18 protein-coding genes are annotated in these 16,599 nt (G+C 76.2%); 10 read left to right on the forward strand and 8 right to left on the reverse strand.

The window, feature by feature from the left end:
* The first annotated feature begins 41 nt into the window (after positions 1-41).
* The 5 genes from ACI78U_RS03120 to ACI78U_RS03140 are packed head-to-tail and all read left to right on the forward strand — an operon-like array spanning position 42 to position 3,631.
* On the forward strand, positions 42-536 hold the full coding sequence (locus tag ACI78U_RS03120; RefSeq protein ID WP_456873824.1) for a DUF2975 domain-containing protein: 495 nt from the start codon (positions 42-44) through the stop codon (positions 534-536).
* Positions 536-781 (forward strand): helix-turn-helix domain-containing protein, encoded by a 246-nt coding sequence (locus ACI78U_RS03125; RefSeq protein ID WP_456873825.1) that lies wholly within the window; start codon positions 536-538, stop codon positions 779-781. Before ACI78U_RS03120 ends, ACI78U_RS03125 begins: the two co-directional genes overlap by 1 nt.
* A complete protein-coding gene (locus ACI78U_RS03130; RefSeq protein WP_456873826.1) occupies positions 778-1,707 on the forward strand; it encodes an ABC transporter ATP-binding protein in 930 nt (309 codons plus the stop codon). The genes ACI78U_RS03125 and ACI78U_RS03130 overlap by 4 nt, the downstream gene beginning before the upstream one ends.
* Positions 1,704-2,495: a hypothetical protein gene (locus ACI78U_RS03135; protein ID WP_456873827.1), complete on the forward strand. Its 792-nt coding sequence runs from the start codon at positions 1,704-1,706 to the stop codon at positions 2,493-2,495. The genes ACI78U_RS03130 and ACI78U_RS03135 overlap by 4 nt, the downstream gene beginning before the upstream one ends.
* Complete coding sequence (locus tag ACI78U_RS03140) at positions 2,492-3,631, forward strand: NAD(P)/FAD-dependent oxidoreductase (RefSeq protein ID WP_456873828.1); 1,140 nt, start codon at positions 2,492-2,494, stop codon at positions 3,629-3,631. The genes ACI78U_RS03135 and ACI78U_RS03140 overlap by 4 nt, the downstream gene beginning before the upstream one ends.
* A gap of 4 nt (positions 3,632-3,635) precedes the next feature.
* Here ACI78U_RS03140 and ACI78U_RS03145 read toward each other — a convergent pair whose 3' ends face one another.
* From ACI78U_RS03145 to ACI78U_RS03155, 3 genes are read right to left on the reverse strand one after another with little or no spacing between them, the layout of a single operon-like run.
* Complete coding sequence (locus tag ACI78U_RS03145; RefSeq protein ID WP_456873829.1) at positions 3,636-4,136, reverse strand: VOC family protein; 501 nt, start codon at positions 4,134-4,136, stop codon at positions 3,636-3,638.
* The gene (locus ACI78U_RS03150) at positions 4,133-4,567 is read right to left on the reverse strand and encodes a GNAT family N-acetyltransferase (RefSeq protein WP_456873861.1); all 435 of its coding nucleotides are present in this window, start codon (positions 4,565-4,567) and stop codon (positions 4,133-4,135) included. The genes ACI78U_RS03145 and ACI78U_RS03150 overlap by 4 nt, the downstream gene beginning before the upstream one ends.
* A gap of 18 nt (positions 4,568-4,585) precedes the next feature.
* Positions 4,586-5,968, reverse strand: coding sequence for a cytochrome P450 (locus tag ACI78U_RS03155; RefSeq protein WP_456873830.1), 1,383 nt, complete (start codon positions 5,966-5,968; stop codon positions 4,586-4,588).
* 388 nt (positions 5,969-6,356) lie between these two features.
* Here ACI78U_RS03155 and ACI78U_RS03160 point away from each other — a divergent pair, with 388 nt between their 5' ends.
* From ACI78U_RS03160 to ACI78U_RS03180, 5 genes are all read left to right on the forward strand, one after another.
* Positions 6,357-6,989, forward strand: coding sequence for a hypothetical protein (locus ACI78U_RS03160; protein ID WP_456873831.1), 633 nt, complete (start codon positions 6,357-6,359; stop codon positions 6,987-6,989).
* Positions 6,990-7,137: 148 nt separating this feature from the next.
* Complete coding sequence (locus ACI78U_RS03165; RefSeq protein ID WP_456873832.1) at positions 7,138-7,365, forward strand: toxin-antitoxin system YwqK family antitoxin; 228 nt, start codon at positions 7,138-7,140, stop codon at positions 7,363-7,365.
* 266 nt (positions 7,366-7,631) lie between these two features.
* Complete coding sequence (locus tag ACI78U_RS03170) at positions 7,632-7,874, forward strand: hypothetical protein (RefSeq protein ID WP_456873833.1); 243 nt, start codon at positions 7,632-7,634, stop codon at positions 7,872-7,874.
* On the forward strand, positions 7,871-8,815 hold the full coding sequence (locus ACI78U_RS03175; RefSeq protein ID WP_456873834.1) for a hypothetical protein: 945 nt from the start codon (positions 7,871-7,873) through the stop codon (positions 8,813-8,815). The genes ACI78U_RS03170 and ACI78U_RS03175 overlap by 4 nt, the downstream gene beginning before the upstream one ends.
* A gap of 118 nt (positions 8,816-8,933) precedes the next feature.
* On the forward strand, positions 8,934-10,472 hold the full coding sequence (locus tag ACI78U_RS03180; protein WP_456873835.1) for a hypothetical protein: 1,539 nt from the start codon (positions 8,934-8,936) through the stop codon (positions 10,470-10,472).
* On the opposite strand, the gene phaZ is transcribed toward ACI78U_RS03180, so the two are convergent.
* From phaZ to ACI78U_RS03205, 5 genes are all read right to left on the reverse strand, one after another.
* Entirely contained in the window at positions 10,414-11,262 is an 849-nt protein-coding gene (phaZ, locus tag ACI78U_RS03185; RefSeq protein ID WP_456873836.1) for a poly(3-hydroxyalkanoate) depolymerase, read from the reverse strand. The genes ACI78U_RS03180 and phaZ overlap by 59 nt on opposite strands.
* A complete protein-coding gene (locus tag ACI78U_RS03190) occupies positions 11,246-13,003 on the reverse strand; it encodes a PHA/PHB synthase family protein (protein WP_456873837.1) in 1,758 nt (585 codons plus the stop codon). The genes phaZ and ACI78U_RS03190 overlap by 17 nt, the downstream gene beginning before the upstream one ends.
* Positions 13,004-13,103: 100 nt before the next feature.
* A complete protein-coding gene (locus ACI78U_RS03195; RefSeq protein ID WP_456873838.1) occupies positions 13,104-14,207 on the reverse strand; it encodes a lysylphosphatidylglycerol synthase transmembrane domain-containing protein in 1,104 nt (367 codons plus the stop codon).
* On the reverse strand, positions 14,204-14,827 hold the full coding sequence (locus ACI78U_RS03200; RefSeq protein ID WP_456873839.1) for a hypothetical protein: 624 nt from the start codon (positions 14,825-14,827) through the stop codon (positions 14,204-14,206). The genes ACI78U_RS03195 and ACI78U_RS03200 overlap by 4 nt, the downstream gene beginning before the upstream one ends.
* Complete coding sequence (locus ACI78U_RS03205) at positions 14,824-16,575, reverse strand: phosphatase PAP2 family protein (protein ID WP_456873840.1); 1,752 nt, start codon at positions 16,573-16,575, stop codon at positions 14,824-14,826. The genes ACI78U_RS03200 and ACI78U_RS03205 overlap by 4 nt, the downstream gene beginning before the upstream one ends.
* Positions 16,576-16,599: the final 24 nt, after the last annotated feature.

A 16,599-nucleotide genomic window follows, 5' to 3' on the forward strand; every position in this document is an offset into this window, starting at 1 on the left:
ATCGATTGACATTCGATAGGTCATCCGTGACAGTCGGCGGCATGCAGACGGTGCGTCGGGCGGTCGGACCGCTCAGGGTCCTGCTCGCGGTGGTCTTCCTCGCCCTGGTGGGCGCCCAGGCGTGGGCGGTGCCCCGGATGGTCCCCGACCTGGCCGACCCCTCGCTGGAGCAGTCGGTCGTGCGGTGGGTGATGACGGCCGCCGCGGTGCTCGCGCTGCTGTGCGTGCAGGTCGTCATCGTGTGCACCTGGCAGCTGCTGACGCTGGTCACCACCGACCGGATCTTCAGCGACGGCGCCTTCCCCTGGGTCGACGCCATCGTCGGCGCGATGGCCGCGGGGTGGGCGATGCTCCTGGGCACCTGGGTCTGCGTCTACTACTTCATCGTCGACGGCGTCAGCGACGACGCGGCGCTGTTCGTGATCCTGTTGGTGCTGTTGCTCGTGGGCGCCGTCGTCGGGCTGCTCATGGTCGTGATGCGCGCCCTGCTCCGGCAGGCCACGGCACTGCGCACCGACATGGAAGCGGTCATCTGATGCCCATCGTCGTGCGCATCGACGTCGAGCTGGCCCGGCGCAAGATGAGCGTGGGGGAGTTCGCCGACCGGGTCGGCCTCACCCCGGCCAACGTGGCGGTCCTCAAGAACGGCCGCGCCAAGGCCGTCCGCTTCAGCACCCTCGAGGCGATGTGCCGGGTGCTCGACTGCCAGCCCGGCGACCTGCTCGAGTGGGTCCCCGACGGCCAGGACGCGCCGCAGGCCGCCCAGGAGGCCCACCGGTGATCACCGTCCGCGGCCTGACCAAGCGCTACGGCGCCGTCCTCGCGGTCGACGACCTCACCTTCGACGTCGAGCCGGGGAAGGTCACCGGCTTCCTCGGCCCCAACGGGGCCGGCAAGTCCACGACGATGCGCGCGGTCCTGGGCCTCGACCGGCCGACGGCGGGGACGGCCCTGGTCAACGGGCGCCCGTACGCGGCGCTGGCCGAACCGCTGCGGGAGGTCGGGGCGATGCTCGACCCCGGCGCGGTCCACCCCGGCCGCACCGGCCGCGCCCACCTGCGCGTGGCCGCGCGGACCAACGGCATCCCGCGGCGCCGCGTCGACGAGGTGGTCGAGCAGGCCGGGCTGGGCGCCGCGGCGCGCCGCCGGATCGCCGGCTACTCGCTCGGCATGCGCCAGCGCCTCGGCATCGCCGCGGCCCTGCTCGGCGACCCCGGCGTGCTCCTGTTCGACGAGCCGGTCAACGGCCTCGACCTCGACGGTGTCCGCTGGATCCGCGGCCTGCTGCGCCGGCTCGCCGACGAGGGTCGCACCGTGCTGGTGTCCAGCCACCTGCTGAGCGAGGTCGAGCAGACCGCCGACCGGCTGGTGGTCGTCGGCCGCGGCCGCCTGGTCGCCGACACGACCACCGCGGAGCTCCTGCGCGGCCTCGGCGGTCGCCGGGTCCGGGTCCGGTGTGCCCGGCCCGACCTGCTGCTCCCCGGGCTCCGGGCGCGTGGAGCAGCCGTCGAGCAGGTCGGCGCGCACGAGCTGCAGGTCGAGGGGATCGGCGCCGAGGAGGTCGGCGAGGTCGCGGCCTCTGCGCAGGTCCCGCTGCACCACCTGTCGGAGGTCCAGCAGTCCCTCGAGGAGGCCTACCTGGCTCTGACCGCCGGCAGCGTGGAGTACGCCGGCCGCGACGAGGCGCCCGCGGGGGTGGCCCGGTGACGGCGGTCCTGGCGCCCGGAGCCGGTCGGGTGCCGGCCCGGCGCGTGCTCGCCCGCACCTGCGCCGCCGAGTGGACCCGGCTGTGGACCGTCCGCACCAGCTGGTGGTTCCTGCTGGCGGCCGCCGTCGTCCTGGTCGGACTCGGGGTCGTCGCCGGGGTGGAGGCGGCCGCGGACCCCGTGCCGTCCGGGGGTGACCCGGTCTGGCCCGGGGTGGCCGCCTTCGTCATGCCCGCCCAGTTCGCGCTGCTCGGCCTGGCCCTCACCGCGGTCACCGCCGACCACGCCACCGGCGGGATCGTGCCCACGCTGCAGTGGACGCCCCGCCGTGGCCTCCTGCTCCTCGCCCGCGCGGGGGTGGCGGTGGGCACGGCCACCGTCGCGGGTGTGCTGCTCGCCCTGGCCTCCGCCCTCGCCGCGCACGCGGCCCACCCCGACCTCACCCTGCCGGTGGACCAGGGTCTCGACGCGGTGGGCACCATCGCGCTCGTCGTGGCCGCCGGCGCCGCGCTCGCGGTGGGGCTGGGTGCCCTGCTCCGCAGCACCGCCGGCGCTCTCGTGGTGGTCTTCCTGCTGGTGCTGGTCATGCCGCTGGTCCTGCCCCAGTTCGGCCAGGGGTGGGCCACCGCGCTGGCCGAGGCCCTGCCCGGCTCCGGCGCGGCGTTCCTGCTCTTCGGCGGCGAGCCGGCGGGGATGACGTGGACGTCGTCGGTGACCGTCCTGCTCGCCTGGGCCGCCGGTGCCTTGCTGCTCGGCTGGCTGCGGTTCGCCCGGGACGACGTCCGGTGAACGCCGACGTCCTGGTGGTCGGCGCCGGGCTGGCCGGGCTGCACGCCGCCACGCAGCTCGCCCGCCGCGGCCACGACGTCCTGCTCGCCGACCGGCGGACCGTGCTCTCCGGCGCCGTCCGCACCACGGGGATCTTCGTCCGCCGGACGCTCGACGACTTCCCGCTGCCCGCGGAGCACCTCGGCCCGCCCATCCGGCGCACGGTGCTCTACCCGCCCGCGCTGGACCGCCCCGTGGTCCTCGACAGCGACCGCGACGAGTACCGGGTGGGCGACATGGGCCCGCTGTACGACGCCGCCGCCCGTGCCGCCGCCGACGCCGGCGTGCGGATCGCCCTGGCCACCCGCTACACCGGCCGGGACGGCGGCACCTGCCTGCTCGCCGGCCCCGGTGGGCCGGTGCGCGTGCGGGCCCGCTTCGTCGTCGGCGCCGACGGGGCCCGCTCCCGGGTGGCCCGGGACCTGGGCCTGGACCGCAACACGCACCTGCTGGTGGGCGCGGAAGAGGTCTTCCCCGTCACCGGCAGCGCGGGGCCGCCGGCCTTCCACTGCGTCCTCGACCCCACGCTCGCGCCCGGCTACCTGGCCTGGGTGGTCGACGACGGTCGGCACGCCCACGTCGGCGTGGCCGGGTACGCCGACCGCTTCCCCGACGGGCTGCGCCGGGCCCTGGCGCGGTTCCGCGTGACGGCACCCGGGCTGGCCGGCGTGACCGTAGCCGGCGACGTCGAGCGGCGCGGGGGCCCGATCCCGGTGGGCGGGCTGCTGCGGCGGATCGCCTGCGCCGACGGGCTGCTCGTCGGGGACGCCGCGGGCGCGGTCTCCCCGCTCACCGCCGGTGGCCTCGACCCCTGCCTGCGGCTGTCCGAGCACGCCGTCGACGTCCTCGACGACGCGCTGGGCGCCGGGCGGTCCGACGCGCTCGCGCACTACGACGGAGCGGCGCTGCGCCAGCGCTTCCGGGGCCGGCTCGCGCTGCGCCGGGGGCTGGCGCAGGTGCGCACGCCCGCGATGGCGACGGCGGCGTTCGCGCTGCTGCGCACGCCGCCGGGTCGCGTCGCGGCCCGCCGCGTCCTCTTCGGCGACCGCTCGTTCCCGACGGTCGCCCGGACCGTGCCCGCCCCGGCGGCGGTGTGAGGGATCAGAGCACGGTGGAGCCGTACATCTCGCCGAGCGGGTCGGCGATCAGCTCGATGCGGGCGCCGTCGGGGTCGCGGAAGTAGACCGAGACGCCGCTGTGCACCTCGTGCTCGACGCCGGCGTCGGTGAGCCGCTGCACCAGCTCCTGCCAGCGCTCGGGCTCGACGCTGATCGCCATGTGGTGCAGCCCGCCGAGCACCTCGGCGTACGGGCCGACGTCCAGGCCGGGGAAGTCGAAGAAGGCCAGCAGGTTGCCGTGGCCGATGTCGAAGAAGAAGTGCGAGGAGCCGGGGTAGTCGCGGTTCTCGATCAGCTCGGTGAGCGGGAAGCCGAGCACGTCCTGGAAGAACCGGATCGTCCGCTCGACGTCGCTGCTGATCAGTGCGGTGTGGTGCAGGCCGCGCGCGGTCGAGGCGGGGCGCTCGCCGGCGGGCTTGAGGTGCGCGGCGCGGATGCGGTCGCGCTCGGCCTCCAGGGCCGCCAGGTCGCGGGTCTGGGTCATCTCGGGGTCACCTCGGGTCGGGGGTCGGCGGGCAGCCTGAACTGGGCGCGGCGGTGGGCGGGGACGAGGTCGAGGTAGTCGGGGTGGCGCTCGATCCAGGCGCGGATGAACGGGCAGAACGGGAGCACCTGCGCGCCCTCCGCGCGGACAGCGTCCAGCGCCCGCCGGGCCAGCACGGACCCCAGCCCCCGGCCCTCGAAGGCCGGGTCGACCACGGTGTGGGTGAACGACACCGTTGACGGCGTCCGTCGGTACTCGGCGAACCCGGCGACCTCGCCGTCCACCAGCACCTCGAAGCGGGAGGCGTCGGGGCGGTCGACGACCTGCGCTGCGCTGTCGGTCACGGCTGTCCTCCGGTCGTCGGGGGCTCCGGTCGGCAGGGGCCCCGGTCGGCAGGGGCATCGTGGCGCAGGACGGCGGGGCGTGACCAGGGTGCGGCGGCGCGGCGGTCAGGCCGGGACGTGCGGGCGACCGGGCGCCGGTGCCGGCGCGGCGCGGCCCAGGACCACCGGCAGGGCCTCGTGGCCGCGCAGGACGATCGTGCCGCGGCGGCGGGACGGCCCCGCCGGTGCGAGGTCGGGAAACCGCTCGAACAGCGCCTGCAGCGCGACCTCCCCCTCCATCCGCGCCAGCGCGGCGCCGAGGCAGAAGTGGATGCCGCTGGAGAAGGCGACGTGGTCGCGGGCGTTGGCACGGGTGACGTCGAAGACGTGCGGGTCGGCGAAGACCAGCGGGTCGCGGTTCGCCGCGGCCAGCACCAGGATCACCAGGTCGCCCGCGCGGACCGGGACGCCGGCGACCGTGGTGTCGCGCAGCGCCCGCCGCCCGGTCCGCTGCACCGGTGACTCGACCCGCAGCACCTCGTCGACGGCGTTGGGCCAGAGCGCGGGGTCCGCGGCGAGCAGGCGGCGCTGGTCGGGGTGGGCGAACAGCAGCGCGGCGCCGTTGCTGATCAGGTTGACCGTCGTCTCGAAGCCGGCGCCGAACACCAGTGCGGCGGTGGCCAGCAGCTCCCGCTCGGTGAGCGCGCTGCCGTCGTCGTCGGCCGCGGTGACGAGGGCCGACAGCAGGTCCTCGCCGGGGTCGCGGCGCAGCCGCCGCAGGTGCCCGCGGAACCAGGCGTCGAGCTCGGCGAGGTTGCGCTCCACCTCGCGGTGGGTGCGCCAGGACACGCCCATGTCGAGGCTCGGGGTGGCCCCGTCGGCCCAGGCGAGGAACTGCTCGCGCATGCCCACCGGCACCCCGAGCACCTCGGAGATGACGGTGACCGGGAGCAGGCTCGCGTAGCGGGCGACCAGGTCGACCTGCCCGCCGGGCGCGGCGGGCCCGTGCTCGAGGTCGTCGAGCAGCTCGTCGGCGATCGTGCGCGTGCGCTCACGCAGCCGGGCGACGGCGCGGGCGCTGAAGGCGCGGCTGACCAGCCGGCGGTACCGGGTGTGCTCGGGCGGGTCGACGGCCAGCATCGACGGCGCGTCGATCGGCCCCACGCTCGGCCGGGGGCCGGCCAGCCGCAGCGCGGCCCGCAGCGCCGGCGGCAGGCCCTCGGTGCGCGACCCGCCGATCTGCCCGAAGTCGGGGCTGCGCAGCACCTCGGTGCACACGGCGTGGTGGACGCTGACCTTGGAGAACGCGCCGCCGACCAGCGGCGCGGGACGGCGCAGCCGCTCGTAGTGCGCGTACGGGTCCTCCCGGACGGCGGGGTCGCAGAGCACCTCGGCGTCGGGGTTGCCGGCGCGGGCGCGGGCCCGGATCGCCAGCCGCATCACCCCGTGCGTCGCGGCCCAGCGCACCGTGCCGCGCGCCGTGGACCCCGCCGTCGACCCCGCCGTCATCCCGCCGCCTCCCGCGTGCCCACAGGCCGGTACCGCTCGGTACGGCCGGGCACCGCCATCCTGCGCAGCGCGCCCACCCGCCGTCCACCCGGCCGGTCTCCGGGGACGCGCCGGGGACTTGAGCCGAACCGGCGTCACCGCGCGGTTTCGGCACATCCCCACGCCTCACGCAGCGTGACACGGTCGACATGTGGGCGGTTGGAGAGGCCGGTCACCGGCCCGGACCAGCGGGTTCGCAACGATCCGGGAACGCCGTGTCCCGCGGGTCCTCCGCGGCCGCGCCGCGGGCCCCGGGCGCCCTACGTTTCCACCACCCGCACCGCCCTTCCCCGGTGGTCGCGGTCGCCGTCGCACTTCCCCTCGACGGCCCCCATGGACGGGACGAACGGTGGACACGGTGGTTCTGCGCAGCAGTGAGGTCCGGCTCGACGGCGAGGCGCGTCTGGGCTGGTGGTTGGTGAGCGAGGACGAGTTCGGCTCCGGCCGGCTGGTGGACGGGCCCTTCCCCGACCGCTCGGGCGCGGCCTGGGCGGCGGCCGGGCACGCGGTGGACGAGGGCAGCAGCCTGCGCCCGGTGTACGGGCTGCGCCGGCCCGACGGCGGCCTGCACCGGCGGCCCTCGCCGCAGGAGCTGGCCTGGCTGGCCCATCTCGGCGACCAGCTCGAGCGGCTGCCGGAGGACTGGGACGCCGCCCTCGGCGAGGAGGACCGGCTGGCCACCCTGGTCGTGGAGGTCGCGGCGGCGCTGACCGAGGCCGGCCTCCCGCTGTGGGACGCCACCGGCGCCGGCAGCGCGCTCGGCGGGGCGTGCCTGGCCGCCGAGCCCGGCCTCGACGGCGTCGTCGTGGGGTGGCGGCAGCACGACCGGATGAGCGTCGAGCAGGTGCACGGTCTGGTCGCCGACATCTCCGTCCAGGCCGTCATGAACCGCGCGCTGGCCGACGTCCTCTGGCTGCGCGGCCTCGAGGTCACCCCGCTCGGCGGCGACGCCGGAGGTCACGTGGTCCGCTACGCCGACTGACCGGAGCGCCTCCTCTCGCGGGAGGCCGACCGCACGCACGTCCCCAGGGACGCCGTCGACCGCGACGGCGTCCCTGTGGCGTTCCCGGGGTCCGTCGGTGCCGCGTGGCAGGCTGCCCCTCCGGCGGTCCCCGACGACGGAGGTGCAGGTGCCCCGGGCCGAGTCCACCGACGGCGTGCACGAGGAGCGGCACCGGGACGGGTCGCCGCGGGCCCGCGGCCCCGTCGTCGACGGGCAGCCCCACGGGTACCGGGAGTGGTTCCGGCTCGACGGGACCCGGCTGCGCTCGGGCTCCTCCGACCACGGCCGGCAGACCGGGGAGTGGACGACGTACGACCGCAGCGGCGCGCCGTACCGGACGACGTCCTCCGGCTGACCGGGCGACACGCCGCGGCCGCGCCGCCCGTCCGGGGACGACCGCACGGCCCGCCCACCGCGCCACGCGGGGGAACCGACGGCGAGTCGACATGACGGCGGCCGCAACGGCCGGTGACCGGCCCCTGAGCAGGGCGGACACAACGATCGCGTGACGCCGTGGCCGCGGGTGGCGCCGGCGGGCCCCGTCGCCGGCCCGCAGGCCCGATGCTTCCGACGTCACCGGCACTTCCCCAGCCGGGACGTCAGTCCGGGAGGAACCCCACCGTGAGCGCGCCCGCACCACCGGCACCGTCGCTGCCCGCCCCGCTCGCAGCCGGCGACGGGCTGGGCATCGCCGACCTCGTCGCCCTGCTCGGCCTCGAGCCCGCCACCGATCCGTGCGACGACCTCCCCGGCCGGCTCGCCCGCGCGCGCCGGCCGGTCGACGTCGTCGCCACCGTCCGGGCCTGGGTCCGCCGGGCCGCCGCCTGGGGCTCCGGCCCCCAGCGTTCCTGGTGCGCGTGGTGAACGACCCGGTCCTCCTCTGGCCGGTGGTCGCCGTCCTGGGGTTCGTCGCGATGGCCGGGCTGGTCGTCGCGCTGGGCCGGGCCTCGACCGCCCAGTACGAGTTCGAGCGCAACCGCGTCCGCGCCCAGCAGCCGGCGCCGGCCCCGGCCGACGCCGGTCCCGGCGGCGAGGCGGCCGCCGTCCGGGTCGACGTCCCGGTGCCCGGCCCGGTCCCCGTTCCCGCGGACGGTGCTCCCGGCGGCGCGCCGCAGGTCCGCGGCGCCGTCGGCCTGGCCCCGCACCCGGCGCCCGCCCCCACCGCGCACCCCGCCGGCCGCCGGCTCGCCGACGCCGGGGCGCCGACGGCGTGGTGGCTGACCGACGGCGAGGGCGACCCCTCGGCCCCGGCGGCGCTGGCCGGCCCCTACGCCGACCGGGTCGAGGCCGAGTGGGCGGCCGTGTCCTGCGGCCTCGACGGCGACGCCCGCGCCGTCCACGGCACCCTGCGCGACGACGGCACCGTCGCCCGGCGCCCCTCGCCGCAGGACCGGGCGTGGCTGACCGAGCTCGGGGAGCAGCTCGACCGGCTCGCCGACGACTGGGACGACCTGCTCACCGACGAGGACGCGCTGACCACGCTGGTCGTCGAGGTCACCGCGGCGCTGGTCGAGGCGGGCCTGCCGCTGCACGACTGCTCCGGCGCCGACCGCGACGACGTGCCGCCGGGCGGGGTGTGTCTGACCCCCGAGCCGCTGCGCGGCGGCATCCTGGTCAGCTGGCGGCAGCACGACCGGATGGCGGTCCACCAGGTGCGCGGTGCCGCGCTCGACACCGCCGTGCAGCGGACGATGAACCAGACGCTGGCCACGCTGCTCGTGCAGTTCGGCTTCGTCGTCGAGGAGTTCGGCGACGCCGGCTGCTCCCTGGTCACGGCGATCCGGTCGTACCCCTCGGCGGCGTAGCGGGGTCCGCGGCGGGGGCGGGGACGACCCGGTTGACCCGGTGCCACCGGGCGGGGCAGCCTCCTGCCGCCCAGCCCGGACGCTGCCCGCGCCGTCCCCCGACCGGAGGTGGCCTGCCGTGCGCGTTGCCCGCCCCGCCGCCGGGCTGCTGCTCGCCGCGGGGCTGGCCCTGTCCGGCTGCACCACCGTCGTGGCCGGCACGGCGACCGGGCCCGGCGGCGGGCCGCGCACCGACGCCACCGACGCCGACGTCCCGGTGCACCTGGCCGAGTCCGGCGACGAGACCGACCGGATCGCCCGCAACGCCGTCGCCGACGTGCTCACCTGGTGGGAGCAGACCTCCCCGCAGCTGTACGGCGCCGACTTCGACGGGGTCGACGGCGGCGTCTGGTCGATCGACCCGGACGAGACCGACCCCGCCGACCTGCCCGACGGCGACTGCTTCTCCGACGACCTCGCCGACCTCGCGGAGAACGCCTACTACTGCGGCGACGACGACGCGGTGGTCTACGACCGGGCGTGGCTGGCCGACCTCGCCCGCGACTACGGCCCGTTCATGGTCGCCGAGACCATGGCGCACGAGATCGCGCACGCCGTCCAGGCGCAGGCCGGCCTGGACGCCCCCTCGATCGTCGCCGAGACCCAGGCCGAGTGCTTCGCCGGGGCGTGGACGCGCTGGGTGGTCGACGGCAACGCCGCGCACGTCGCCGTCCGTCCGGACGAGCTCGACCCCTACCTGCTGAGCTACGTCTACTTCGGTGACCCCCCGGGCTCACCGCCCGACGCCGAGGACGCGCACGGTTCGCTGTTCGACCAGCTCTCCGCCTACCAGGAGGGCTTTGCCGACGGGGCGCGGGTCTGCACCGCCTTCGACGAGTCACGGCTCTACACCCAGCAGGAGTCCGACCCGGCCCGCGACGCCGGGGACCGGACCCACGGCGAGGTCGTGGCGGCGAGCGACGACGTCCTCGACGCGTTCTGGGAGCAGGCGACGGGCACCGGCTTCCCGGGCACCGACGCGCTCGGCGGGCGCCTGGCCGAGCCCGACGTCCGGGCCGCCGACGGCGGGACCTGCGCCGGCCGGGACGAGGACGCCGACCTGCTGTACTGCCCCGCGGACGGCTCGGTCCGCTACGACTCCGCCGGCCTGCTCGCACCGGCCCACGACGACGTCGGCGACTTCGCGGTGCCGGCGCTGCTGGCCCTGCCCTACGCGCTGGCGGTGCGGGACCAGCGCGGGCTGACCCTCGACGGCCCGGCCGCGGTGTCCGCGGCGGCGTGCGCGACCGGCTGGCTGACCCGCGAGACCTTCCTCGGCGAGGTCGACGGCGCGCGGCAGCTCGCACCCGGCGACGTCGACGAGGCCGCCCTGGCCCTGCTGCGCTACGCCGGCGACCCGGCCGTGGTCGCCGCCGCCGGGCTGTCGGTCATCCAGCTGCTCGACGGCATCCGGCGCGGGTTCGTGGACGGGGGCGTCCGGTGCGGCTTATGTCCGGTCGTTACGCGGCGCACGGCGCGATGGTGTGCGCCGGGGCCGGGTTCCCGGCGGTCGAACCCGGCGTCAGCGCACCCGCTCCGGCTGTCCCCGGGACGACCGGTCAGCCGTCCCCGTCGAGGAACGCGTCGACCACCGGCGCCAGCTCGCGGGCCTCGGTGACCAGCGCCAGGTGCCCGCCCTCGTAGAGGTGCAGCCGCGCGCGCGGGATGCCGCGGGCCAGGATGCGGGCGTTGACCGTCGGGATGATCGGGTCGTCGTCCCCGCAGAGCACCAGCGTCGGCTGCCGGATCAGCGACAGGAACGGCAGGCTGCTCCACCCCGCGCTCGCGGCCAGCTGGAAGTAGTAGCCGCGCCGCGGGCCGAGCCGGCTGTGCGCGTGCAGCGCCCGCGCCGCCCGCGCCGGGTCGGTGCGCACGGTTCCGCCGTAGAGCTCGCCCGCGATGCGCTCGGCGTAGCCGGGGTCGCGGTGCCGCCGGGGCGTGAGCATGTGGGAGAGCACCCGCGGGGAGGCGGGCACCATCAGCGACCCGGTGCCGGTGGCGGCGAGCACCAGCCGGCGGCACCGGCGGCGGTGCTGGACGGCGAAGTGCTGCGCCAGGCCCCCGCCCCACGACAGCCCGAGCACGTCGACCTCGCCGTCGTGACCGAGCCGGCGCAGCAGCCCGGCCACCACCGGCGTCAGCGTGGCCAGCACGTAGGGGACCACCGGTGGCGGCGACCCGCCCACGCCGGGGACGTCGAAGCGGACGACGGTGCGGCGCGCGTCGAGCGCGTCGACGAAGGGCTGCAGCACCTCGAGGCTGGCGCCGATGCCGTTCATCAGCAGCAGCGGGGGACGGGAACCGTCGCCGCGGCGCTCGGCCACGCGCAGCGTGCGGCCCCCGACGACCAGCGTCCGGACCGTCTCCCCCCGGTCCGGCCGCGGCCGCGACTCACTTGTCGAAGACATACGTCCCCGGCGCGTCACCGAGGACCGGCAGGTCCGGCCCGCCCAGCGACTCCGGCGCCGGTACCTCCTCCCCGGCGCGCTCGGCCAGCCACCCGGTGAAGTCCGGCCACCACGAGCCCTTCTCCTTGCGGGCCGAAGCCAGCCACTGCTCCGGGTCGGCCGGCGTCTCCGGCGCCACCTGGAAGGACGCCTTGGGGTTGGTGGGCGGGTTGACCAGCGAGGCGATGTGGCCGGCGGTGGACAGGACGAACCGGCTGCGCCCGCCGAGCAGCTGGGTGGTGCGGTAGCAGGACTGCCACGGGCAGAGGTGGTCGGCGATGCCGGCGGTGACGTAGGTGTCGACGTCGACGGTGGAGAGGTCGACCGGGGTGCCGAGCATGCTCGACCTCCCGGGCTCGGTGAGCTGGTTGCCCAGTGCCACCTCGATGAAGTCGCGGTGCAGCGCGGCGGTCATCCGGGTGGTGTCGGCGTTCCAGTAGAGGATGTCGAAGGCGGGCGGGGGCTGGCCCTGCAGGTAGTTGTTGACCCAGTAGTTCCACACCAGGTCGTTGGGCCGCAGCCAGGCGAAGACCTCGGCCAGCATCGCGCCGTCGAGGTAGCCCTTCCGCCGCGACTTCTCGGTGGCCTCCTGCACCGCCTGCTCGTCCATGAGCGCGCCGATCGTGCCGGCGCGCGACCAGTCGAGGACGGTGACGGCGAAGCTGGCGGCGGCCACCCGGTCGAGCCGGCCGGTGGCGGCCAGGTGGGCCAGCACCATCGCCAGGATGATGCCGCCGGAGCAGAAGCCCTGGAACGCGACGCGCTCGCTGCCGGTGATCCGCTCGGCGGCGTCGGCGGCGTCCAGGACGGCCTGCCCGTAGGTGTCCAGGCCCCACTCGGCGTGCCGGGCGTCGGGGTTGCGCCAGCTCATCATGAAGACCTGGTGGCCGGCGCCCACGTAGTGCTCGACGATGCTGCGGCCCGGCGCGAGGTCGGTGACGTAGTACTTGTTGATCGTCGGCGGCACGATGACGAGCGGCGTGCGGTACACCCGCTCGGTCGTCGGCCGGTACTGGATCAGCTCGAACACGTCGGTCCGCAGGACGACGGCGCCCGGGGTGACGGCGAGGTCCTCGCCGACGGTGAACGCGTCGGGCTCGACCATCGAGGGCACCCGCGGCGGGGACACGATGTCCGAGACCAGCCGGCGCAGCCCGGAGACGGCGTTGCGGCCGCCGGTGTCGATGACCGCCTTGAGCGCCAGCGGGTTGAGGAACGGGACGTTGCTGGGCGCGAGCGCGTCGACGACGTTGGTCAGGGTGAAGCGGATGCGCTCGTCGTCGCGCCAGTCGAGGTCGACGTCGTCGACCAGGCCGGCCGCGGCGCGGGCCGCGGCGATGTGCGCCTGCATCGTCCGCTTGAACAGGGGGTTGCCGGTCCATGCGGGGTCGGCGAAGCGGCGGTCCTTGGGGTTGGGCGCGATCTCCGAGCGGCCGACCGCGATCCGGCCGACCTCGCGGGCCAGCTCCCCGCCGCGGCGGGCCACCGCGTCGGGGTGGCGGACCAGGGCCGACCCGAGCGCGGCGAGCGTGCGGGCCGGCGGGACCATGCGCCGCAGCGGCCCGCGGGCGGCGTCGACCAGGACCATGTCCAGGCCCATGACGGCATCGCCCGCCTGCTCCTCCGCGCTGCCGTCGGCGGCCGCGGCCGGGCGCGGGCGGTCGGCGGCCCCGGCGGCCGGACGCTGTGCGGTGGTGGTCATCGCGGACTCCTGACGGGGTGCGGGGGACCTGGTGACCCGGCTCACTCAAGCACAGGTCCCCGGCTCCGGCAGGAGGACGGCGGCAGGCCGGCCGGCCCCGTCAGGCGCTCTCCGGCACCAGTTCCGTGCGCGGTGCGGAGTTGGGCTCCCGCCGCCACGAGCGGTTGGTCCGCCAGAACACGTAGGTCCCCACGCCCAGGGGGATCGGCAGCACGTAGGTGAGCGCGCGGAACACCAGGACCGCCGCGGCCACGAGCGCCCGGTCGCCGCCGGCCGCGGACAGGCCGGTGATCAGCGCCAGCTCGATGACCCCCAGGCCGCCCGGGGTGAACGGGACGGCGGTGAGCAGGCGGGCCCCGGCGAAGATCGCCAGCGCCTCCACGGCGCTGACCTCGGCCGCGGACACGCCCACCGCGCGCAGTGCGATCAGCAGGACCAGGAACAGCGAGAGGTGGCTGACCAGGGTGGCCAGCGTCAGCCAGTGCCAGCGGGCGCGCAGCAGCAGCACGGTGCGGTCGCGGAACCTCGTCGTCGCCCGGTCCCAGCCCTCCACCGGCGGCCGGCCGAACGGCCGGATCACGGCCGAGGCCACCCGTCCCAGGCCCCGGCCCATCCGGGCGGCGCCCTCCCGGCTGTGCAGCAGCAGGCCGAGCACGACGACGGCGCCGACCAGTCCCGCGACGCCGGCGAGCCCGCCGGCCACCTGCCCGGGTCCGGCCGGCGAGGTCGTGACCAGCAGCGCGAGGGCCACCACCGGCAGGCCCAGCTTGGCGAAGTTGTTCCACAGCCCCGACACCAGCAGCGACACCGACGTCCGCGAGCGGGAGAACCCCCACGAGGAGTTCATCGCGTAGGTCAGCCCGAGCGAGAGCGCCGACCCGGCGACCACGGTGTTGGACACCGCGGTGGTGGTCAGCGACGAGACCGTCGCCTCCCGCAGCCGCAGCCCCGGCATGGTGATGACCATGACGAACTGGTAGGTGAGCAGGTTCCACGCGGCGGCCACCGCCAGCGCGGCCAGCTCCGCCCAGGACATCGCCCGCACCGCCGCCCAGACGTCGGACAGGCTGGTGAACTGCGGCAGGAACCAGAAGAAGACGGCGCCGACCAGCGCCAGGGACAGCAGCGGCGTCAGCACCCGGCGCCAGAGCGGGATCCGCCGCCGCGGCCGGGCGGGCGGGGCCTGGGGGGCGACGGCGGTCACGGCGGGTCCCTCCCGTCGTCGGCGGCGGCGTCCTCGTCGGCCTCGGGAGGGTCGAGGTGCAGCCGGCCGCCGCTCGCCTCGTGCACCTGTGCGGCCAGCTCCTCCCGGCTCACCACGCCCAGGCTCTGCGTGGCGAGGGCCAGCGGCTCCCCGCGGTTGTCGCCGGACAACGTGAAGACGATGGTCACGCAGCCCCCCGGGAAGACGTAGTGGCGGCGGCCGAGGTACTGGGGGGTCACCTGCGTCACCCGCTCGAAGCGCCGCAGGCCGTCGCGCTCGCTGGGGATCTCGGTGGCGCCCCGGGTGTCGCACTCGTCGGTCAGCCGCACCTCGATGGCGCGCATGCCGTCCCGGTCGGAGTTGAGCCAGAACCGGGCCGAGCCGGCGTCGACGTCCACGCCGGCGTAGGTCCACCCGACCGGCACGCTCTCCACGCACGGCACCCAGCTCGCCGTCGGCACCGCCTGGGCCATGAGCACGACGGCGTTGGCCGCCCGCGCGTCGTCCCCGCTGACACAGGCGGGCATGTCGACGCTGACGCTCGGCGCCCCCGTGCTGCAGCCGGCGGCGAGCAGGGGCGCGGCGAGCAGCGCGACGGCCGAGCGCCCGGCCGCGCTCACAGCGGCGCCCTGAGCAGGTCGACGCCGACGAAGACGGCCAGGACCACGGCCAGGACGGTGACCAGGGTCAGCCCGACCCTGCGGAAGGACCACCGCTGGATCTGCACCGGCGGCAGCCGGTAGGGCAGCAGCCGCAGGAAGTCCGCGTGCAGGTCGCGGCCCTGCGCCCGCAGCATCCGGCGCAGCTGGGAGGGCATGGTCAGGCCGCGGGTGGCGGCGAAGGCCTCGGCGATCTCCTCGTCGGAGAACTGCACGCGCGCCCGGGCGAGGACCCGCTCGGCGTCGGTGCGCAGCGCGAGGACCAGCATCATGTTGGCCAGGTCGACCGCCTGCCGCCAGGGGCTGGGCCGCACCTCGGCGAACGCCGAGTCGATGAGGAACAGGGTGCCGTCGCGCACCAGCACGTTGGCCGGCTTGATGTCGCGGTGGGCCATGCCGATCTCCCACAGCCGGCGGACGACGGCCAGCCCCTGGTCGATCACGTCGTCGTCGACGGGGACGTCGGGGTCGCCGATCTCGCGCGCGCCCACGAGGAACTCGGCGACCAGCAGGTACTCGCGTTCCGGGGTGATCTCCACGATGCCCAGCGGGTGCGGCACCGGCAGCCCGGCGTCGGAGAGCAGGTGCAGCACGTAGTCCTCGTACTGCACCAGCCGGCGCACGCTGTGGTAGGGCTTCTCGTCCTCGAGCCGGCCGTAGAGCAGCGTGCGGCCGAGCTTGAACCAGCGGTCGGACCGCAGGTGCGTGACCGCGTAGAGCTTGCCGAAGACGCAGCTGTCCTCCTCCTCGTCCTCCGCGTCGTCGGTCCCCTTGACCGTGATCCGCAGTGGCGTGGAGCCCCCCGAGCCGGCCAGGCCGAACGGCTTGACGGACGTCGCGACCAGGCCCAGTTGGTCCTGCAGCGCCCGGACGATCGCCTCGCCACGCGCCCCGGTGACGTCGAGGTGGGCCGGGCTGCCGCGCCGGTAGACGACGGGGTAGACCTCGTTGGGCGTCAGCAGCCGGAAGGCGGCCAGCGGGGCGGCGACCCCGAGGACGACGCCGGCGAGGACGTCGGTGGGGTGGTCCTGGGCCAGGTAGAGCCGCGAGGCGGCCGTGACCAGCAGCAGGCCGCACACCACCCACTTGCCGACGTCGCGGCGGCGGCCGGCGGGCACCAGCGAGTACAGGCTGCTGACCAGGAAGGTCGCCAGCACCGTCATCGGCACCGAGGGCATCGAGAAGCCCGACCAGTACCCGAGCACCTCCACCTCGTAGGGCCGGTGCCGCTGCAGCACGGCCGCCATGGTGGTCGCGGTGTTGACCACCAGGAGGCCGACGCCGACCCAGACGAACAGGTGCCGCCAGCGCCGGAAGACGACCAGGACGACGAGGTTGGCCAGCCACAGCAGGTGGACGGCCCGGCCGGTGGCGAGGACGCCGGCCACCTCGGCGACCCGGGTCAGCCCGGGGGAGCGGATGGTCGCGACGGCCTGCAGGATGCGCGTGTCGACGAGGTCGAACACGGCCACGCTGCCGGTGACGACCACGACGACCCAGGTGACGAGCACCAGCCCGCTGAGCGCCAGCCACCACTTGCCCGACGCGTTGAGGTGCCGCGGCAGCGGCGGGGCCTCACCGGAGGGCCGGCGGCGCCGGTGGACCCGGTGGACCTGCGGCGGGTCCGGGCGGCGGAGCTGCCCGCCCGCCGGCACCGGCACCCGCGGCACCGGTGTCTGCGGCGCGGAGGACCGCGTCGTGGCCGCCATGTCGCCCGATGCTGCACCCGATGC

Source organism: Geodermatophilus sp. SYSU D00710 (assembly GCF_054050195.1).